Origin of the sequence: Posidoniimonas corsicana, assembly GCF_007859765.1 — a bacterium.
GTDB classification, from domain to species: domain Bacteria; phylum Planctomycetota; class Planctomycetia; order Pirellulales; family Lacipirellulaceae; genus Posidoniimonas; species Posidoniimonas corsicana.
Genome location: NZ_SIHJ01000001.1, coordinates 2,308,824 through 2,328,197 on the forward strand (window position 1 = coordinate 2,308,824; position 19,374 = coordinate 2,328,197).

The window sequence follows — 19,374 nt, forward strand, 5'->3', positions numbered from 1 at the left end:
CGCTTAGTCGCGTTAACATGGCAACCAGGGATGGAATCCAGCCCGCGGGCGCGCCTGCGCTGACGCGAAATGACTTACCGGTCCGGCCGGCTCATGGAGGTTCCTTCCCTCTGGTTCGGGGCGCAGCGAAGACTTAATGAACCGCCTTGTCGGCCATCTCCCGGCTGCGTGTGTGATCGTCGCCTGTGCGTTGAGCGGGCAGTCCGCGCGCGCGACCTGCGGCGATTGGCTCGCGCACCCTGCCCAAGAAGAAGCCGAGCTAGCGGGGCAGTCTGAGCAGCAGGAGGCTATGCCCGAGGGCGCTGGCAAGCAAGCGGCGGGCCTGTCGCGTCTCCAGACGGCGGGAGGGCCCTGCGAAGGGCCGCTGTGTCGGAAGGCGCCGACCAGCGCGCCGCAACAGTCAGCGGGTTACGTAGTGATCCAGAAGGAATCACGCGTGGGTATGGTGGCCCTAGTGGATTCACGGGACCCAGACGCATCTCCCCGTCGCTTCTCTCTCGAATTGGACGCCAAGGCAAGCCGTGGCTTCCCTTCTCGCACGGACCGCCCTCCCCGCGTTTAGGCCCTTCCATTCTCCGAAGGCCTTGGCTGTGGACACCGCTGCGCGGTAGTCCCTCGTTATCTCTTCGAACTGGGCCGTCGGATCTGATTGCATCGCAGCTTGCTTCGTGCTCCGTATGCGTCGGCCTTCACGGCCGGCGTGGCTGGTGATGCGTCTTGAGGCCATTCAAGGGCGCATTCCTGCGCCCTGCACAACGCTCTTGTGCGGCCGTGCCGCGCACAGATGCTCTACGTCCAACTGCTCCAACTTAGACGCACCCAACTCACGGGAGGACCTGCCGTGGCTCATACCCCCACTCGACGAGGCTTCACGCTTGTCGAACTACTGGTCGTTATCGCAATCATTGGCATCCTGATCTCGCTGCTGCTGCCAGCGGTTCAGTCGGCGCGAGAAGCGGCGAGGCGATCGCAATGCGAGAACAATCTCAAGCAGATCGGCTTGGCCGTTCAGATGTACCACGACGCCAAGGGCTGGATGCCGCCCAGCCGCTGGGGCGGTTCCGGCGGTCGGGTTTTTAGCGCGCACTCGCTGCTGCTGCCGTACTTGGAGGCCGGCAACGAGTACGACCGCATCGACTTTGAGGTCTTTTGGGACTCTCCAGAGAACGAGTACGCCCGCGGCATGGTGGTCGCGGAGTTCCTCTGTCCCTCGGACTCTCAGACTTCGTTCCCGCCGGGGTATGCGGGAACCAACTACGAGCCTTGCGAGGGGAGCGACACGACCATGCAGAACGGCGTGATGTACGGGCACAGCGACGTGCGGATCGGCCAGATCACCGATGGAACCAGCAAGACAGCTTGCTTCAGTGAGCGTCTGCTGGGCGACTGGTCTAACGCGCTGGCGAGCGAGTTCCGCGATGTCTTTACGCCCGGCACGCACCCCACCTCGGCCGACGAGGCGATGACCATGTGCGCGGAGATGGACTACACGAACCTGTCGTTCCAGCGGTTCTCGAACATCGGGGCTCCGTGGCTGGCGGGGACGTCCGACCACGTGGCCGGCTACCAGCACGTGTCGCCGCCCAACTCCCGCTCCTGCCACTTCCCGCCCGGCCACTCGGCGCGGGGCGCAAGCAGCGCCCACCCGGCGGGCGTCTGCCTCTTGCGGTGCGACGGATCGGTGGCGCTCATCCAGTCGAGCGTCGATCTGCCCGCCTGGCGGGCGCTCGGTTCGCGTAGCGGAGAGGAGGTCGAGTATGCCATTCAGTAGTTATCCGCGGGTCCTGCTGTTGGTCGTGGTCGCTTGTTGCGTGTGTGGTTGCCAGCAGAAGGCGGTCACGATGGCCGACCCCGACCGCGCTGAGGCGGCGCTGCGCCGGGTTCTCGACGCGTGGAAGGCCGGGCAGACGCCCGAGTCCCTTAAAACGCAGGCGGAGCCCGTTCATGTCAGCGACTCGGAGTGGCTCGGCGGCGCCCGCCTCGTTGACTACGAGGTCACGTCCAGCCAGTCCGCAGGCTTTGGTTGGCGCTGCGATGTGCGACTGACCATTCAGAGCCCCAGCGGCGCCACGCGGAAACACATGGCCCTCTACCGTATCGACACCGACCCGGCAATCGTCGTGGTCCACGAAGAATAACCAGGAGTCAAACCATGCACTTCACTATCAAGACCCTCGCCGCTTTCGTGATGCTCGGCGGACCGGCCGCGTACGCTCAACTATCGTTGTCGGCTAGCGCCGACACGAATGCCAGTTCAACCCCCGGGAGCGACTGGGAGTTCGGGTCGCCGATCCCGGGGCTGTCTCGCTATGGCTGGGACTGGTTTGCGCAGAGGTACGATGACAACCGCGACGCCCGGGTCACGGAGAGTGAGTTTGTTGGAGGCCGGATGAGCTTCGCACGCCTCGACTGCGACTCGGACGGCGCGGTCACCCCACACGACTTCGATTGGTCCGGTGCGGGCCGCCTTGCGCTGCAGCACGAAGCCACCTTCGCCCTGTTCAAGTCTTTGGACGTCGACAGCAATGGTCGCCTTTCGGCCGAAGAGTGGCGCGCCGCTCTCGGCACTGACGGGCGAGAGTCCTTCAACGAGGAAGACCTCGAAGCGTTCCTCTACAACCCGCTGCGACGCCGCCGGACGTCGATAAGGCGCATGACGAGGCAGAGAATGGAGAGCGAGTACGATTTTGCTACGCCGGCGCCGGCGCCCGGCTCGGAAGCGCCCGATTTCGAGCTTTCGACTCCCGAACAGCAGAAGTCTGTCCGGCTCTCCGACTTCCGTGGCAAGAAGCCGGTTGTGCTCGTCTTCGGCAGCTTCACGTGTGGCAACTTCCGCACCCACGCGCCCGCAATTGAGGCGATATCGGAGCGGTGGGGCGACCGGGCGGAGTTCCTCGCTGTGTACGTCCGAGAAGCCCACCCCACTGCCGATCACACCCAGGCAACGTCGACGAATGCCCGAGCGGGGATTCTGTTTGAGCAGCCGTCGAGCCTCTTGGAGCGGCAGGAGGTGGCGGCCCACTGCCAGGCGGTGCTGCGTCTGAACGCGACGATGGTGGTGGACCGAATCGACAACGCCGTTGGCACGGCCTACGCCGCTACTCCCGACCGGCTCTACGTGGTGGACCGCGCGGGACGCATCGCCTTTCAGGGTGGCCCTGGGCCGTTTGGGTTCACGCCGCGTGAGATGGAGCAGGCGCTAATCCTTACCCTGCTTGCTGACTCCAAATAGCCTGAGACTCGCGCCTGATCCTGCTGCGGCGTCTGGGCTGTCATACCCTGCACCCGGTGGACTTGTTCTCCGGGTAGCTGGAACTCATCAACAAAAAGAGGCCCCGCGGAATCCGCGGGGCCTTCTGGGTCTTATCGTTGCTGGCTGCCGACTGAACCTACTGGCTCACGTGGTTGCTCAGCTCGTTGCCGCGGGCGCGGTAGTCGCTGGCCAGGTCGGAGCGGCCGATGGCGTCCAGCTCTTCGGCGAGCTTGAGGTAGGCGGGCGCCAGGGTGTCGTCAAAGTCGATGGCGGTGGCCAGCGACTTGATCGCCCGTTTGTGGTCGCCCTGCAACGCGTAGGCGACGCCGCGGAAGTAGTAGTGCTGGGCGTTGGTGGGCTGCAGGCGGATGGCGTCGTTGAAGTCGGCGATGGCGCGTTCGTACTCGCCAAGCTTCACGTACACCAGGCCGCGGTTGACGTAGGCGTCGGTGTAGCGGTCGCTGACCGAGAGGGCCTGGGCGTAGGCCTTGAGGGCTTCGTAGTACTCCTCGAGCTCGGCGTAGGTGCGGCCCTTCCACAGTGCGGCGTGGGGGCTGGCGAAGTCGATGCTGGCGGCCTTGTCGAAGTCGTCGATGGCCATCCGCTCCTCGCCCATGTGGAAGAAGCAGATGCCGCGGCGGAAGTACGCCTGGGCCATGGCGGGGTTGATGTCGATGGCGTCGGAGAACGAGCGGACCGCGGCGGCCAAGTCGCCCAGTTGACGCTCCGCGACGCCGCGGCTGAACAGGGCCGAGGCCTTTGCGGGCGCCACATCGGGGCGGTCGGGCAGGGCGTCCAGCAGCCGCTGGCTCTCGTCCAGCTTTTCCTGGAACAGTTCACGCTGCTTCTCGGGGTCGTCGGTCGCCTTGGCGGCCTCTTCCAGCATCGCCGAGCGCTGCAGGTGGCCCTCGATGTACGGCAGGTCCGAGTCCTCTTCCGGCTCATACTTGTCGAGCGCGTCCTTGAACGATGCCGCTGCGTCGTCCCACTTTTCCTGGATAGCCGCGATGGTTCCCTTCAGCGCGTGGATCTCGTGGTCGTCGGAGTCGATCGCCAGCGCGGCGGCGATGTCGGCGTCGGCGTCCTCATACTTGCCCAGCTGGGCGTAGGTCTGCGCCCGCAGGCGGTAGGCCTCGGCGTTCTTCTCGGGGTCGTCGGCGCCGGCTTCGATCCACTTGGTCAGCGCCTTGCGGCCCTGGTCGGGCGCGCCGCCCAAGGCGTAGACCTTGCCGAGGTTGAACTGGTAGAGGGGGTTGGACGAGTCGTACTCGACGGCCTCCTCAAAGTCGGCCAGGGCGTCGCCGAGGGCGCCCAGCTCGATGTAGATCTCGCCGCTCAGGTTGCTGGCCTGGGCCAGCAGCGCCGGGGTGCGGTCTTGGTTGTACTGCTGGAAGTTCTTCAGGTCCTCTTGGGCCTTGCCGTACTCCTCAAGCTCCTTGCGGGCTTGGGCGCGGCCGATGTACGGTGCGCCCAGCTGCCCGTTGCTCAGCTGAATCGCCTGTGAGAACGTGTCGACGGCCGCCTCGAACTCCTTGTCCGCAAGCTGCTGCTGGCCCTGCTCGATCGCGGCCCGGATCTGTTCGATCGCCTCTTCCTGGGTCAGCTGCGCGGTAGCGGCCGGCGTCAGCAGGCCGACGACCAGCAGCGAGGCGAGAGGGAGATTGCGGTAGAAGCGGTGAATCATGGTCCGACAGCCCGTATTTCTTAGGAGACAGGTTGCAGCTCAGGCGAGCCTCTGGCGACCGGAACGCGGTCTGGAGAAGCGCAAAGCTACAGGCCATCGTACCATCGGCCCATGGACGCGCCCCCTAGATTGCCGCTCCGATCCGGGTTTTCCGGGGTTCGGATGCAACGGTTGCGCGGAGCCGCCCGGCCGCGAGGGTTGCTCGGACCGGGCGGAGGTGGGGGAGAAGGTCGGGCGTCGGCGGCCGCTTGTCGGCCGGGCCCGGTCGGGTGGGGAGGGCCGTGCCGGCTGCTACGGTTTGAGGACCGGCGAGGGCTCGACGTCCTTCAGGGCGGCCACCGCGAAGCGGGTGTACGGCTTGGCGGTCTTGCTGTACTCGGCGGCGAAGGCCTCGGCGTCCTCGGCGGTGAACTCCCGCTCGATCGTGCGGCGGAAGCCGCCGTGCTCGTAGACGTGAACGACGTAGTTCGTCTCGGGCTTGGGGGGCTCTTCCGGGGCGGCCTCCTCGGCGGGGGGGTCTTCCTGAGCCTGGGGCGCCTGCTCCTGCGGATCGGCGTCGGTCGGCGCGTCGTCGTCCTCGACCGGCTCCTCCTCGGCGCGCTTGGCCTTGGTCTTCTTGGGGGCCTTCTTCTTGGCGGACTTCTTGGCCGCCTTCTTCTTGGGAGAGCTCTTCTTTTCGGCGGTCTTCTTGGCCGCCTTCTTGGCGGTTTTTTTCTTCCTGGGCGCCGGCTTCTCCTCGTCCTCCTCGAGGTCGTCGTCGAGATCGTCGTCAACGAAATCGAAGTCGTCTTCGTAGAGGTCGTCGTCGTCTTCTTGGCGGGGCGCCGGCATGGTGGTATCCGCTGCGGTGATTCGGGTATTCGCGGCCAAGAACCGTGGCCGGCCGAGAGTGGCCGGGCGCCGCGACAGCCCTAAGTATCTGGCCCGGACCAACCTTCGTCAATGCGGGGCCCGGTGTCGGGCCGGGGGCGTTGGCCCGCTACCGCATCGCAACCTGGCGTTTGGCGGCCTCGATGGCCCGCTGCAGGGCCGGGTCCTCGTCTTCCTCAGAAGCCCCACCAGTCAAGCTCGTAGCTCGTCGCACGACGATATCGGGATCAACCCCGACTTTGCTGATTGGATGCTGGTGGGGCGAGAAAAACTTAGCCGTGGTGAGGCGGATGCCCGCCCCGCCCTGCCCGAGGGAGAAGATCCCCTGCACGGACCCCTTGCCGAAGGAACGCTCTCCGACCAGGGCGCCGCGGCGGTGGTCCCGGATCGCCGCGGCAAAGATTTCGCTGGCGCTGGCGCTGTCGCCGTCGATCAGGACCACCAGCGGCACACGCCAGGTGCCGGCCCGGTGGGCCCGGAAGTCGATGCTCTCGCCCTCGCTGCGGCCGCGGGTCGAGACGATGTTGCCCTCGGCGACAAACTTATCCGCCATCTCGACGCTGGAGGTCAGCAGCCCGCCGGGGTTGCTGCGGAGGTCCACGATCAGGCTCCGCATGCCCTTGCTGTGCAGGTCCCACAGGGCGGCGTCCAGGTCGCGGCTGGTCGACTTCTGGAAGACCGGCACGCGGACGTAGGCCACGCCGTACTGCTGGTCCACAATCCGCACGCCCTCGAGGCTCGGCACGTCGACGTGCTCGCGACGCACGGTCAGCTCGCGGGTCACGGCGGGCTCGCCCATCCAGCTCGACAGGCGGCCGTCGACCGGGCGGGCGACCAGGTGGCCCTCCTCGCGGGGCGAGACCACCGTCACACGGACGTACGAGCCTTCCTCGCCCGTCAGCAGGCCGGCGGCCTCGTCGGTGCTCAGCTCGGCGGTGGGCTGCCCGTCGACCGCGACGATGCGGTCGCCGTCGTGGATGCCGCCCCGTTCGGCCGGGCTGTTCGGGATCACGCGGACGATCAGCAGGGCGCCGTTGTCCGGTTTGAGCTCGACGCCCAGCCCGACAAAGTTGCCCTCGATCTGCGAGTAGACGTCCTTCAGCTGAGCGGGGGTGAGGAACGAGGAGTAGTGGTCGAGGGTCTCGGCGGCGGCCGCGGTGAACTCCAACGCGGTCGCAACCGGGTTCAGTCCGATGCGGTACGAGGCCAGCCGGGCCGCTTGCTGCTCCACCCGCTGGGCGCCCTGGCTGCTGTTCTCGATCGAGCCGGACGCCAGCTTCCGCAGTTCGCCAGAGAGCTGTTCCAGCTGCTGCTTGTTGGCGCGGACCGCGTTCTTGCGGAGGAACTCAGGGTCTCGCAGGGCGATCTGCAGGCCGTACAGACCCTTGCGGGCGGCGGCGTCCCACTGCGGGGAGGTGACGTAGTGCGACTCCATCTTGCTGAGCAGCTCCCGGTACAGGCCGTCGGCCTGCTGGCTGCTGAGCGTGTGGACCGCGTCGACGAAGCTGTCGTCGGTGTAGCGTCGCTCGAGGCTGAAGTGCATCCGGGCGGTAAGGAACCGCTGGCGGAGCTTCGGGTCGGAGGGGTGGTCGCGGAGCGCGTCCTCGTAGAACGACAGCGCGTCGCCCCACCGCTTCTGCGTCTCGAGCTCCATGCCCTGGGAGATTAGCGTCGCAACCGACGTGCTGCTGTCGGCAGGGACCACGGGCGGCGCCTGGGCGGCGACGCCCGACGCGGCGACGCCGGCGAGCACGATCGCAAGCAGGCTACGCCCCAGCAAGTCAGAGACCCGATTCAGCATGCTTCGTTCCATCTTCCAAGGGGCCCGCGGCGACCGGGCGGCGTGGGGGCCGGCCGGGTTCCTGGTCACGGCCGCTCCGGTTGGAGGGGTCGTGCGGCCCAGCCACGACGTGAGGGCTGTCGGGGCGGGGCCGGGCGCTCGCTACGCAAAAAGCTGCGGGCACAGGCGAATATAGGTCACGGAAGTGCGCCGGTCAAAAAAAGCGCGGCACAGATTTCCCCCGTTCAGCGGCCCCGGCGGCGGCGTGATCCGCACATCGCAACCATCCCGGAGGTCCGGCGCGCCAGGCGCACGGCGTCTGCGGTTTGGCATCTTGGTGCGGCTCGTTCGGGACGGCCACCTGTAGCGGTTGGCCGCCTCAACGCCCGGGGTCAGGCCGCGGTCTCCGCCGCGGGATAAGAACGGGACCCAGAGATTGGCGTCGTGCCGTAAGAGCCCGGGGAGTCGTGTCCCCGGTCGGTTCTGCGTGTCCGTTTGCAGGACACCCCCTACTACGGGAACGCCTGTCGGCCGGTTCGCGCCCCCGCCGTCGGATTCCTAGCGTCAGAGAATTTGAGGCTAAGGCTGCCAGCCGGGTCGGCGCCGCATCGGCGCCGCCGACGGCGGTCCACCTGCTTGGAGGGCCAGCCGGGGAGAGGTGGGCACAAAAACAGCCGCCCCTTTCAGCCACCGCGGTTTAGGAGGGGGAGGACATTGGACCGCGGCGGCAAGTTGAAAGGGGCGGCGTGAGGTGCTATCGTGCCGCGCTCGGATCGTAGCGACGGCGTGCGGGGTAGGGAGAGGGGATGGGGCTAAGGCTGCCCTGCCCTTACTACGCCGGCAGTGCTAGAGGGTTCGTTCCCCCGGCGCGCTTTCTTGCAGCCGCTGCGACAAACCGTCCAAGAAAGTTGTCTGCTGCAATTCAGAAGGAAGACCGTGGAATCGCCAAAAGTCGAGCGGGCGCTGATCAGCGTTAGCGACAAGACCGGACTCACCCAGTTTGCCCAGGCGCTCACCCGTCTGGGGGTCGAGCTCTACAGCACCGGTGGCTCACGCAAGGCGCTGGAGGACACGGGCGTCCCGGTCCGCGACGTGACCGACTACACCGGCTTCCCCGAGATGATGGACGGCCGCCTCAAGACGCTGCACCCCAAGGTGCACGGCGGCATCCTGCAGCGGCGCGACAACGAGTCGGACGTCGCCGCCGCGGGGGAGCACGGCATCCTGCCGTTCGAGCTAGTCGTAGTGAACCTGTACCCCTTCCGCGAGACGATTGCCAAGCCCGGTGTGACCGTCGACGAGGCGATTGAGAAGATCGACATCGGCGGCCCCACGATGGTCCGCGCCGCGGCCAAGAACCACGCGTTCGTTACGATCGCGTCGAACCCCGGTCAGTACGACCGGATCTTGGCCGAGGTCGAGGCGACCGGCGTCACCACGCCGGAACTCCGCCGCGCGCTGGCCGGCGAGGCGTTCGCCCACACCGCCGGGTACGACACCGCCATCGCCGGCTACTTTGCCAAGCTGGACGCCACGGAGGCCGACGAGCACACGCCCGCCGAGCTGAGCGTCACGGTCACCAAGAAGTCCTCGCTCCGCTACGGCGAGAACCCCCACCAGGCGGCCGCGCTGTACGTCGAGGCGGACGCCGGCCCGCACTCGCTGGTGAACGCCCAGCAGCTCAACGGCAAGGAGCTGTCTTACAACAACCTGCTGGACCTCGACGCCGCGCTCGGCGTCGCGCGCTCGTTGCCGTCGCCCGGCGTCGCGGTGCTGAAGCACAACAACCCCTGCGGCGCCGCAACCGCCGACAGCGTCGGCGAGGCGACCCGCCGCGCCTGGGACGGCGACCCGGTCAGCGCCTTCGGCTCGATCCTCGGCTACAACGCGCCGGTCGACGCCGCCGCGGCCGAGTGCCTGGCCGAGCCCGGCAAGTTCGTCGAGGCGATCGTCGCCCCTGACTTCACGCCCGAGGCCCTGGAGATCCTCACCACCAAGCCGAAGTGGCGGTCCAACGTGCGGCTGCTGAAGGTCGGCGAGGTGAAGCCGGGCGGCGGCGCGCTGCAGTTGCGGGCGATCGACGGCGGCTACCTGGCCCAGGCCGCCGACGACATGCCGGATGACGAGTCGCAGTGGAAGGTCGTCACTGAAGCCCAGCCGACCGACGCCCAACTAGCCGAGCTCCGCTTCGCGTGGGCCGCCTGTCGGCATGTCAAATCGAACGCGATCGTCTTAAGCCGCGACAACGCCCTCGTGGGCGTCGGCGCAGGCCAGATGAGCCGCGTCGACTCGGTCGAGATCTCGATCCGCAAAGCGGGCGAGAGGGTTGCCGGTTCGGTCCTCGCGAGCGACGCCTTCTTCCCGTTCGACGACTCGATCCACACCGCCGCCGCCGCCGGCGTGAAGGCGTTCATCCAGCCGGGCGGGTCCCGGAACGACGAGCAGGTCATCGCCGCCTGCAACCAGCACGGCCTGCCGATGGTGCTGACCGGCGTGCGGCACTTCCGCCACTAGTTGGTGTGAGATGGCTCGCCGATGGGACCCCTGGCAGGTCTCCTCGGGGCGACAGCCTGTGCGAACGCGGACGTTACCTGCTAGTATCGGCCGCAGACCGCCAGGTGAATCGACCCCGTACCAGGAGCTAGCGCATGCCCGACGCCGCCAACCCGTACGCATCGCCGATGTCGGAGGACGCGCCCGACGGCGCTGAGCCGGAGTACATGCTCGGAGGCCGGCTAGCCGGGCGGGGGCAGCGGCTGGTCGCGGTAATCCTGGACGGCATCGTGCTGAACGTGGTGATGCTGCCGTTGTACTACTACTTCAGCTTTGGGTACTTTCAGCCACCGCCCGAAAACCCTGAGGACATCAACCCGTTCAACCCCTGGTCCATTTACCTGGCCATGGGGCCGGTGCAGCTGGTGCTGTCCTTTGTCGCACCGCTGGCCGCGTACCTTCTGGTGAACGGCTACCTGCTGCACGCCAACGGCCAGACGGTCGGAAAGAAGGCGCTGGGTATCAAGATCGTCCGCAAGGACGGCAGCAAGGCGGAGTTCTCCCGGCTGATCTTCCACCGCTACCTGCTGCTGTGGATCATCGGGCTCATCCCGTTTGTGGGCGCGCTGTTCGGCCTGCTCGACCCGCTGATGATCTTCCGCAAGACCCGCTACTGCCTGCACGACGATATTGCGGACACGGTTGTCGTCGAGGCGTAGCCCCGCGACCTGGCTGGGTTTCACGCCTGGGGGAGATGTCCAGCTGCGCGCAGCCGTTTTAGGGCTCGAATCGGCCGGGAAAACGCCCCGTAACTTGCTTCGCTCACCCCGGCGTGTTATAAGCGCAAGTTAAAGGTCACAGGGAAGATAGGACGCCGGATACGCGACTCAAGGTTGCGGGCGGGCGGGTCCTAGGCGGGCGGCCACCGCCCTGTGCGGTTGCTCGGTTGGCGTTCAGATCCAGCGTTGCTCTATGTCCCGTATTACCCTGCGAGTTCTAGACGGCAGCGACCGGGGAACCGTCTACGAGGGCCTGCCCGTGCCGGTGACCATCGGCCGGGAGGAGGGCAACACGGTCCAGCTCAACGACGAGCGGATCAGCCGCTTCCACATCAAGATCCAGGACGACCAGGACAAGGTGGTCCTTACCGACCTGGGGAGCACCAACGGCACCCGCGTCAACGGCGAGGAGACCCAGCTCCGCATCCTCCGCTACGGCGACTTGATCCACGTTGGCCGCTCCGTGCTGCTGTATGGCACCCGCGAGCAGATCGCCGGCAGGCTGGAAGAGCTGCGGGCCAACGGCGCGCCGATCGCCGAGGAGCTCGACCCCGATGAGCTCGCCCGCCGCGCCGAGGACCGGCCCGAGAACGAGTCGGAATTGCTGTGGACCGAGGAGGAAGACCTCCGCAGCACGCTGCACATACCCTCACCACCGGACGTGCCGGTCGGGCTGAGCCCCGGCCAGGCAGCGCAGTTCTCCGAGATCCTCGAGTACCTACACCTGCGCGCCCGCACGCTGATCCAGGCGGTCACCGCCCCCAAGGACGGCGAGCCGGTCGAGATGCTGTACGAGAACTGGCAGGACCTGCTCGACATCCAGTCGCTCCTGGCCGAGTACCTCCGGAAGATCGGCGAGCCGGACGCGGAATGAAGTTCCTCGCACGGCTGATCGCCGACAACCTCCGCCGCTTCCTCCAGGGCGCGCTCGTAGGCGGCGGGGGCTTCGCCCTCGTGGTGGGGGGCGTCTGCTACTATCTAGTCAGCGATCAGTCCTTCTGGCGGCTGGTGGTCGTCGGGGTGCTGGTCGCCGTAGGGGTAATGCTGGCCGGGCTCGTCTGCGGCGTGAGGCTGGCCGTCACCGAGACGATCCGCGACTGGGTCCGCGCGACCGGCGTCGGCCCGATGCTCAGCAAGGTGATCTTCAAGCAGGCGCTGGGGGTCAGCGACAAACGCCCCGGCGGCTCCAAGACGGTCGCGGCCGAGCTGGACGGCGCCACGGTCGGGCAGGCGAAGGAGCGGCTCAGCGAGCACTTCACCAGCCTGTTCTTCGGCGACTCGCTCGAGCGCTGGCTGCCGGCCCAGGGCCGCTGGATCGCCAAGAAGCTGACCGGCGCCGCCGGTTGGGCGGTGACGCAGCAGCTGATCGAGCACATCCCCGGCCTGCCCGGCGACAACGCCCGCGTCGACCTGTTGGCCATGCGGGACGGTCTGTCCGAGGGGCTGGCCGACAAGGCGGTGTCATTGGCGACCGCGCGGGCCACGGCGGTCGCCGTGGCCGCGATTGGCGTCGCTGCGGTGGTCAATCTCATAGCCGCCGCGGCGCTGTCAATCTAGTTGCGCGGGCCACGCTGGTTTTCTCGGTGCGAGGCTCCGTTGCGAGTTTTCCGCTGATTGGCGGGCCCGACCCGCCGCCGGTAGAATGCCTGCCTGCACCGCTAGTTCTCGCGATTCTTGGGAAGGACCCGCCGCACGATGGATGCGAAGCCGTTTGTTCACCTGCACTGCCACAGCCACTACAGCCTGCTAGATGGCGCCAGCCCGATCAAGAAGCTAGTAGGCAGGGCCAAGGAGCTGGGCATGAACGGCCTGGCGCTGACCGACCACGGCAACCTGTACGGCGCGCTGGAGTTTTACCGCGCCTGCAAGGACGAGGACATCAACCCGATCGTCGGGTACGAGGCCTACATCGCACCGGGCAGCCGCCGGGACAAGGGCGGCGCATCCAGCAGCAAGGACGCCGCCTACCACCTGACCCTGCTCGCCCAGAACCGCACCGGCTTCAAGAACCTGGTTAAGCTGGCCAGCAAGGCGTACCTGGAGGGCTTCTACCACAAGCCCCGCATCGACAAGGAGATCCTCAAGGAGTACTCCGAGGGCATCATCTGCCTGTCGGGCTGCGTGAGCGGCGAGCTGAGCCGCACGCTGCTGTCTGGGTCGACCGCCGGCGAGGCGCTCAAGCAGGGCGAGAAGATCGCCCACTGGTTCCAAAGCACCTTCGGCGACCGCTACTTCCTGGAGATCCAGAACAACGGCGTTGAGATCCAGCGGGCCGCGATGGAGCTGACAGTGGAGCTGGCCCAGCAGATGGGCATGCCGCTGGTCGCCACCTCCGACGCCCACTACGTCAACCAGGAGGACGCCGAGGCTCAGGACGTGCTGCTGTGCATCAACACCGGCCGGTTCCGGACCGACACCAACCGGATGAAGATGGAGGGCGACCAGTTCTACCTCCGCGGGCCGGAGGACATGTACGCCGCCCTGCCCGGGCACGAGGACGCGCTGGCGCGCAGCCAGGAGATCGCCGACTCGGTGGACCTCGACCTGGAGCTCGGCAAGCGGTTCTTCCCCACGTTCACCACGCCCGGAAACACCGAGCCGGACATCAAGGAGAGCGAGGTCTACCTCCGCGAGCTGGTCATCGCCGGCCTGAAGGAACGGTACGAGGACCAGCCGCACCGCTGGCAGGGCAACGACCCCTCCACCGGCGAGCTGTCCGACGAGGTCATGGCCCGCATCGACCGCGAGCTGCACGTGATCAACACGCTCGGCTTCCCGGACTACTTCCTCATCGTGTGGGACTTTGTCCGGTTCGCGGTCGCGAGCAACATCCCCTGCACGGCGCGTGGTTCGGGCGTGGGGTCGATCGTCTGCTTCGCGTTGAAGATGAGCCACGTCTGCCCGCTGGAGTACGACCTGCTGTTCGAGCGGTTCCTAGACATCAGCCGCCTGGAAGCGCCGGATATCGACATCGACTTCTGCAAGGACCGCCGGGTCGAAGTGATCCAGTACGTCAAGGAGAAGTACGGCGAGGCCAACGTCGCGCAGATCGGCACGTTCGGCACGCTGGCCGCGCGGGCGGCGATTAAGGATGTCGGCCGCACGATGTCGATGCCGATCTTCCGCGTCGACCAGATCACCGCGATGATCCCCGACCAGCTCGGCATCAGCCTCGACAAGGCGCTGGAGCAGTCCGACGAGCTGAAGGCCGCCTACGAGGGCGACCCCGAGGTCCGCGAGCTACTAGACCTGGCCCGTAAGATTGAGGGCCTCGCGCGCAACGTGGGGACGCACGCGGCGGCGGTGGTGATCGCCAAGGAGCCGGTCAGCGAGTACGTGCCGCTGCAGCACGTCAAAGGCAAGACCGAGGTCATCACCCAGTGGTCGATGAACGACGTCGAGGCCGCCGGCCTGCTGAAGATGGACTTCCTGGGCCTGCGGAACCTGACCATCCTGGCCCGCAGCATCGACCTGATCGAGGAGTCGACCGGCGAGCGGATCGACCCCTACAAGTTCCCGCTGGACGACAAGCCTTCCTACGCGCTCTTGTGCCGCGGCGAGACCAAGGGCATCTTCCAGCTCGAGTCGGGCGGCATCCGCGACCTGCTGCAGCGGATGCGTCCGGACAACTTCCGCGACATCATCGCCACCGCCGCGCTGTACCGGCCGGGCCCGCTGGAGGGCGGCATGGTGGACCAGTACATCGAGGTCAAGCACGGCCGCCGCGCCGCCGAGTACCCCCACCCGGTGATGGAGGAGGTGCTCGCCGAGACGCACGGCGTCATGGTGTACCAAGAGCAGGTGATGCGGATCCTCAACCTGCTGGGCGGCATCGAGCTGTCCAACGCGTACAAGTGCATCAAGGCGATCAGCAAGAAGAAGCTGCCGATCATCGCCAAGTTCCAGGAAGAGTTCATCAAGGGCGCCCAGGAGAAAGGGCTCGACAAGAAGAAGGCCGAAGAGCTGTTCGGCATGATCGAGAAGTTTGCCGGATACGGCTTCAACAAGAGCCACTCCACCGCCTACGCGCTCATCGCGTACATGACCGCCTACCTCAAGGCGCACTACCCGGTGCAGTTCATGGCCGCGCTGCTCTCGGGCGACATCCCGGGCCGCAACTTCAAGAGCAAGGACTCGCTAGTCGAGCACCTGGAAGACTGCACCCGGATGAACATCGAGGTCGTGCCGCCGGACGTGAACCGGTCGTTCGTCGACTTCGCGGTCCGCGAGGGCAAGATCCTGTTCGGCCTGTCCGCCATCAAGGCGTGCGGCGGCGGCGCGGCCGACGCCGTGGTGGCCGAGCGGGAGAAGAACGGGCCCTTCGCCGACCTGTTCGACTTCTGTGAGAGGGTCGACCCCCAGGCGTGCAACCGCGCCACCGTCGAGACCCTCGTCAAGGCCGGCGCGTTCGACTCGTTCGGCGCCGACCGCGCCCGCCTGATGGCGGGGGTGGAGCGGGCAATGCAGTCGGGCGCCTCGGCCCAGGCCGACCGCAAGAGCGGCCAGAAGGGGCTGTTCGACGACGCCGAGGACGAGGCCGCCGACGATGCCAGCGCCGACCTGCCCGAGGCCGCTTCCTGGCCCGAGAAGGAGATGCTGACTTACGAGAAGGAGGTGCTCGGCTTCTACCTCTCCAGCCACCCGCTGGCGGAGTACGAGCAGATCCTCCGCACCTACGCCACCCACACCAGCAAGAGCGTCAACAACCTGGAGCACCGCAGCGAGGTGGTGCTGGGCGGCATGCTGGCCGCTATCAAGATGAGCCACACCAAAAACCCCAAGCCCGGCATGCCCAGCAAGTACGCCATGTGGGACCTGGAGGACCTGGATGGCATTGTGCGGTGCATCATGTGGCCGGAGCAGTTCGCCCAGTTCGGCGACCAGGTGGTGGGCGACGCGATCGTCGGCATCCGCGCCGTGGTCGACCGCCGGCCGGGCGCCGAGGAGGTCAACCTAATCATCAACGAGCTAATGCCGGTCGAAGAGCTCGAGACCCGCTTCACCAGCGGGGTCACGATCACGGTGGACGAGGACCGGCACGGGCTCGAGGGCCTCAAGACGCTCCGCGAGATCATCCGCGGCTACCCCGGTCAGATGCCGCTCAAGCTGCAGCTCTCGCTGGCCGGCGGCGACGGCATGGCGATCCTCGAGAGCGGCCGCCGCGTGACCCTCGAGGCGGAGCTCCGCCGCCGCGTCGACGAGCACCTGCACCCCGGCGCGTTCCGCCTGGTGAGCGCCCCGCCGAAGCCCTCCGCCCCGCCCCCGAACGGCCGCAACGGGCGTGACCGGCGGCGGGACTAGCTACGTCGACGCACGAAGCGCGCAACGATAAAAGCCCCGCCGGCACAAGCCGGCGGGGCTTTCTTATGAGAGTCGCTGAGGGACTCGTATCGACGCTTGGCGGCGCTTCAGGTTTACACCGCGGTCTTGCGTCGGTTGCTGTACAGGTAGACCGACAGAGCGATCACCGCTCCGATCACCGACATGATGAAGCCCGACGCGCGGACCATCTCGCCGCCGGTGAACAGAAAGCCGATGAACCCGCCTACAAACGAGCCGATCACGCCCAGCACTATTGTTGAAAGCGTGCTCATTGGCTGACGGCCGGGAACCAGCAGCCGCGCGAGCGCGCCGGCAACCAGGCCGAACACGGTCCAAACGATAATCGCCCAAATAAGTCCCATGGTTCTCTCCTCAAGCAACGGTTAGTGAATCGGATCAGGGTCTGGTGAACGGTCGGCACTAGCAGAGCAATGGGCGTGCCGGACCTACCTCGGGGGCGTAATTGCCAGGCGCCGGTGGCCGGATCTGGCCCTGGCAGGCAGCCGGGCGATCAGGATCGCCGCCGAAGCTGCTTGACCTGGGCTCGGCCGGCGGCCATCCTGGGGGTTCCTCTTCCCGCAATTCTGGGGTTCTCGCAGATGGCCAAGCAGCTCTTCCTTGTCCTGTTGGTGGCGTCTGCTTGTTGGCTTTGCCCTGTCGTTAACCCCGCCCGGGCGGGGGTCACGGTCGTAGGGCAGGTCGGACCCAACCCGCCTGGCACCGGAAGCTATGTGACGATCGGCGGCGACCGCTACGGCGAGGTGACCGTCGACGGCGGGACTTCCCTCGCGACCAACAGCGTCGATCTAGGTTACAACTTCGGCGGACCCGACCTGGGCGCCGCAGTGATGCGTGTCAGCGGCGCAGGCAGTAGCTGGACCACCAACGACCTGCAGGTCCGAGACGTGTCCGTGGCGCGGATCGAGGTGCTCGACGGCGGCTACCTCCGCACCGAACGCTTCAGCAGCGAAGAGCCCTCGCCGTTTCAAATCGTCGTCGACGGCGACCTCTCTACTCTGCGGGTCTCCAGCCAGCTCAACCTCCAGCCGACCGCAGGGGTGTCGACGATCGGCGTCTCCAATGGGGGGATCTTCGACGCGCTGAACAGGACAGTCTTGTTCTACAGCCCGACCGAGGTGACGCTCGCCAATGGGGAGCTCCGGGCGCAAGAACTCACCAACGGGGGCCTCCTGCGGGGCGACGGCGCCGTCTTGCTCGGCTACGCCGGGGCCAACGCGGGCCGCATCGAGGTCGCGGACTCTCAGCGGCTGCAGCTCTCGAGCATCCAGACAGGCGAGTTCAGGAACGACGGCCAGATAAGCGTCCACGGCGGAGAGATCGAGTTCCACCTCCATTTCATCAACCGCACCGATGAAGGGGCGAGCACGTCGGGCGCACTGACCCTAGTCGACGGCGTCGCACGGTTCAACCGCGGGACCTTCGCTACCCACGACATGCAGAACGATGCCCAAATCACCGCGGTCGGCGGCGAGAATGACCTGCACGGCCGCGTTTGGTCCACGGCCAACTCGACCATCGCGGCCGCGAACAACAGCGTGCTCCGCTTCCATGATGACGTCGTGGTCGACGGCGGCCGGGTGAGCGTTTTCGAGGGGGCCCGCGCCGTGTTCCTGGGGGACCTGACCCTTAACGGCGCCGCGCTGCTGGCCGAGCTGCCCGGCGACCCCGCCAACGCTTACGGCGTGGCCGAGGTGGTGGGCGCCCTGACCATCGACGGCGTGCTGCAGATCGACGCCGCCGGCGCCGCCGGCGCCCAGGCCGGCGACGTCTTCCCGCTGGTCACGGCGGCCGGCGGAGTCACCGGCTCGGCGTCGCTCGCCGCGGCGCCGCCGCTTCCCAGCGGCCTGCAGTGGGCGCTGCAGACCGACGCTTACACGCTCTCGCTGGCGGTCGTCGAGGGCCTGCCGGGCGACTTCAACGCCGACGGGCAGGTGGACGCGGCCGACTACACCGTCTGGCGTGATGGCCTTGGCGCGGAGTACCAGCAGAGCAACTACCATCTGTGGCGCGACAACTACGGCGCGGCGCTAGCTGCCGCATCAACAACAAACGCCGCGCCCGAGCCGGGCGCGGCGTTGCTGTGGGTCGTGGCCGTCGGGACGCTTACCGCCCGAAGAACTTCTTGATCGAGTAGACCGTCACCTGCCGGCCGGCGCGGGCGATGCTGCGGGTGAGGGGGATCTCCTTCGGGCAGACCGCCACGCAGTTCTGGGCGTTGCCGCACACCTGCACGCCGCCGGGGCTCATCAGTTCTTCCAGGCGGTCGTCGGCGGCCATCTTGCCGGTGCCGTGCTCATTGAACAGGATCGCCTGGCTGATGGGCGCCGCGCCGAGGAACGCGGTGTCGTAGGCGGCCTCGCGGCGGGCCTCGAACTGCTCGTCGGTCTCGCCGCCCTTCTTCTTGACCTCGACCTTGGTGTACTGGGGGCAGGCCTCCATGCAGCAGCCGCAGGTCATGCACTCGGAGAGCGGGTAGCGCGTCTCCTGCTGGTCCTGCGACTCCTTGGGGCCGGGGCCGCGGTCGTAGTAGTCGTCGACGCCGACCCACGCCTTGACCCGCTTGAGCGCGTTGAACACGCGGCCGCGGTCCACCACCAGGTCGCGGACCACGGGGTACTTGCTCATTGGCCGCAGCTCGATCTCGCCGGGCGAGTCCTCCAGCAGCCGGTCCACCAGCGCGGAGCAGGCCTGCCGCACCCGGCCGTTGACCACCATGGTGCAGGCGCCGCACACCTCCTCCAGGCAGTTGCAGTCCCATGCGACCGGCGTGGTGTCCTTGCCATCGGACGTTTTGGCCATCGCGGCGATCTTCTGCAGCACGCTGATGACGTTCAGGTTCGGCTCGTACGGCACGCGGAACCGCTCCCAGCGGGTCGGCTCGCCGGGCGCTGTCTGGCGTTGGACCTTCACAATAAAGGACTTAGCGCCGGTTGCGGGGTTGCTCATGCCAGTCATCAGGGGCCTCGTGAGGGCGGGTCGGGTTGCCGGCGGCGGGCCTGTTTCCACGCCCGCCACTACAGGATTCTAGGGCCAAAGGGGGCGGACGCCAACGGCGGGAACGACAGAGGGCCGGGCCGTCCACTTTGCGCGAATCGGACCTTTTCTTGCGCCCCTTTTGGGGTCCCCACGGCCCCAGTATAATGCCGGCCCTGCACCCGTATCAGGCATTACC

General features: G+C 67.1%; 14 protein-coding genes. 9 read left to right on the top strand and 5 right to left on the bottom strand.

Annotated elements, in window-relative coordinates; genetic code table 11:
* The first annotated feature begins 841 nt into the window (after nucleotides 1-841).
* Genes KOR34_RS08875 through KOR34_RS08885 form a run of 3 tightly spaced genes read left to right on the top strand, consistent with a single transcriptional unit; the run spans nucleotide 842 to nucleotide 3,232 of the window.
* On the top strand, nucleotides 842-1,771 hold the full coding sequence (locus tag KOR34_RS08875; protein WP_197531265.1) for a DUF1559 family PulG-like putative transporter: 930 nt from the start codon (nucleotides 842-844) through the stop codon (nucleotides 1,769-1,771).
* The gene (locus tag KOR34_RS08880) at nucleotides 1,758-2,138 is read left to right on the top strand and encodes a hypothetical protein (protein ID WP_146564130.1); all 381 of its coding nucleotides are present in this window, start codon (nucleotides 1,758-1,760) and stop codon (nucleotides 2,136-2,138) included. The genes KOR34_RS08875 and KOR34_RS08880 overlap by 14 nt, the downstream gene beginning before the upstream one ends.
* Nucleotides 2,139-2,152: 14 nt before the next feature.
* The gene (locus tag KOR34_RS08885; protein WP_146564132.1) at nucleotides 2,153-3,232 is read left to right on the top strand and encodes a deiodinase family protein; all 1,080 of its coding nucleotides are present in this window, start codon (nucleotides 2,153-2,155) and stop codon (nucleotides 3,230-3,232) included.
* Between the two features lie 157 nt (nucleotides 3,233-3,389).
* Here KOR34_RS08885 and KOR34_RS08890 read toward each other — a convergent pair whose 3' ends face one another.
* From KOR34_RS08890 to KOR34_RS08900, 3 genes are all read right to left on the bottom strand, one after another.
* Entirely contained in the window at nucleotides 3,390-4,937 is a 1,548-nt protein-coding gene (locus KOR34_RS08890; protein WP_146564134.1) for a tetratricopeptide repeat protein, read from the bottom strand.
* 291 nt (nucleotides 4,938-5,228) lie between these two features.
* Entirely contained in the window at nucleotides 5,229-5,768 is a 540-nt protein-coding gene (locus KOR34_RS26575) for a hypothetical protein (protein WP_197531266.1), read from the bottom strand.
* A 148-nt stretch (nucleotides 5,769-5,916) separates the two neighbouring features.
* Nucleotides 5,917-7,608 carry a S41 family peptidase gene (locus KOR34_RS08900; RefSeq protein WP_197531267.1) on the bottom strand — a complete coding sequence of 564 codons (1,692 nt, stop codon included), beginning with the start codon at nucleotides 7,606-7,608 and terminating at the stop codon, nucleotides 5,917-5,919.
* A 915-nt stretch (nucleotides 7,609-8,523) separates the two neighbouring features.
* On the opposite strand from KOR34_RS08900, the gene purH reads away from it, so the two are divergent.
* The 5 genes from purH to dnaE all read left to right on the top strand — a co-directional run bounded on the left by purH (nucleotide 8,524) and on the right by dnaE (nucleotide 16,160).
* Entirely contained in the window at nucleotides 8,524-10,101 is a 1,578-nt protein-coding gene (gene purH / locus KOR34_RS08905; RefSeq protein ID WP_146564138.1) for a bifunctional phosphoribosylaminoimidazolecarboxamide formyltransferase/IMP cyclohydrolase, read from the top strand.
* A gap of 134 nt (nucleotides 10,102-10,235) precedes the next feature.
* A complete protein-coding gene (locus tag KOR34_RS08910) occupies nucleotides 10,236-10,799 on the top strand; it encodes an RDD family protein (protein WP_146564141.1) in 564 nt (187 codons plus the stop codon).
* 253 nt (nucleotides 10,800-11,052) lie between these two features.
* Nucleotides 11,053-11,733, top strand: coding sequence for an FHA domain-containing protein (locus KOR34_RS08915; RefSeq protein WP_146564143.1), 681 nt, complete (start codon nucleotides 11,053-11,055; stop codon nucleotides 11,731-11,733).
* Nucleotides 11,730-12,416 carry a hypothetical protein gene (locus tag KOR34_RS08920; RefSeq protein ID WP_146564145.1) on the top strand — a complete coding sequence of 229 codons (687 nt, stop codon included), beginning with the start codon at nucleotides 11,730-11,732 and terminating at the stop codon, nucleotides 12,414-12,416. The genes KOR34_RS08915 and KOR34_RS08920 overlap by 4 nt, the downstream gene beginning before the upstream one ends.
* 138 nt (nucleotides 12,417-12,554) lie before the next feature.
* Nucleotides 12,555-16,160: a DNA polymerase III subunit alpha gene (dnaE, locus tag KOR34_RS08925; protein WP_146564147.1), complete on the top strand. Its 3,606-nt coding sequence runs from the start codon at nucleotides 12,555-12,557 to the stop codon at nucleotides 16,158-16,160.
* 113 nt (nucleotides 16,161-16,273) lie between these two features.
* Here the strand turns inward: dnaE and KOR34_RS08930 are convergent, their stop codons facing one another.
* Nucleotides 16,274-16,543 (bottom strand): GlsB/YeaQ/YmgE family stress response membrane protein, encoded by a 270-nt coding sequence (locus tag KOR34_RS08930; protein WP_146564149.1) that lies wholly within the window; start codon nucleotides 16,541-16,543, stop codon nucleotides 16,274-16,276.
* A 237-nt stretch (nucleotides 16,544-16,780) separates the two neighbouring features.
* Here KOR34_RS08930 and KOR34_RS08935 point away from each other — a divergent pair, with 237 nt between their 5' ends.
* Nucleotides 16,781-18,328 carry a hypothetical protein gene (locus tag KOR34_RS08935; protein ID WP_146564150.1) on the top strand — a complete coding sequence of 516 codons (1,548 nt, stop codon included), beginning with the start codon at nucleotides 16,781-16,783 and terminating at the stop codon, nucleotides 18,326-18,328.
* On the opposite strand, the gene sdhB is transcribed toward KOR34_RS08935, so the two are convergent.
* Entirely contained in the window at nucleotides 18,306-19,148 is an 843-nt protein-coding gene (gene sdhB / locus KOR34_RS08940) for a succinate dehydrogenase iron-sulfur subunit (protein ID WP_228714552.1), read from the bottom strand. The two genes, KOR34_RS08935 and sdhB, sit on opposite strands and share 23 nt — an antisense overlap.
* Between the last annotated feature and the right edge of the window lie 226 nt (nucleotides 19,149-19,374).

Bases quoted from the DNA above. Each gene is read 5' to 3' on its own strand.
- KOR34_RS08900 (WP_197531267.1), bottom strand. From the start codon at position 7,608: ATGCTGAATCGGGTCTCTGACTTGCTGGGGCGTAGCCTGCTTGCGATC.
- KOR34_RS08930 (WP_146564149.1), bottom strand. From the start codon at position 16,543: ATGGGACTTATTTGGGCGATTATCGTTTGGACCGTGTTCGGCCTGGTT.
- KOR34_RS08920 (WP_146564145.1), top strand. From the start codon at position 11,730: ATGAAGTTCCTCGCACGGCTGATCGCCGACAACCTCCGCCGCTTCCTC.
- dnaE (WP_146564147.1), top strand. From the start codon at position 12,555: ATGGATGCGAAGCCGTTTGTTCACCTGCACTGCCACAGCCACTACAGC.
- KOR34_RS08880 (WP_146564130.1), top strand. From the start codon at position 1,758: ATGCCATTCAGTAGTTATCCGCGGGTCCTGCTGTTGGTCGTGGTCGCT.
- sdhB (WP_228714552.1), bottom strand. From the start codon at position 19,148: ATGAGCAACCCCGCAACCGGCGCTAAGTCCTTTATTGTGAAGGTCCAA.
- KOR34_RS08910 (WP_146564141.1), top strand. From the start codon at position 10,236: ATGCCCGACGCCGCCAACCCGTACGCATCGCCGATGTCGGAGGACGCG.
- KOR34_RS08935 (WP_146564150.1), top strand. From the start codon at position 16,781: ATGGCCAAGCAGCTCTTCCTTGTCCTGTTGGTGGCGTCTGCTTGTTGG.
- KOR34_RS08885 (WP_146564132.1), top strand. From the start codon at position 2,153: ATGCACTTCACTATCAAGACCCTCGCCGCTTTCGTGATGCTCGGCGGA.
- KOR34_RS08915 (WP_146564143.1), top strand. From the start codon at position 11,053: ATGTCCCGTATTACCCTGCGAGTTCTAGACGGCAGCGACCGGGGAACC.
- KOR34_RS08890 (WP_146564134.1), bottom strand. From the start codon at position 4,937: ATGATTCACCGCTTCTACCGCAATCTCCCTCTCGCCTCGCTGCTGGTC.
- KOR34_RS26575 (WP_197531266.1), bottom strand. From the start codon at position 5,768: ATGCCGGCGCCCCGCCAAGAAGACGACGACGACCTCTACGAAGACGAC.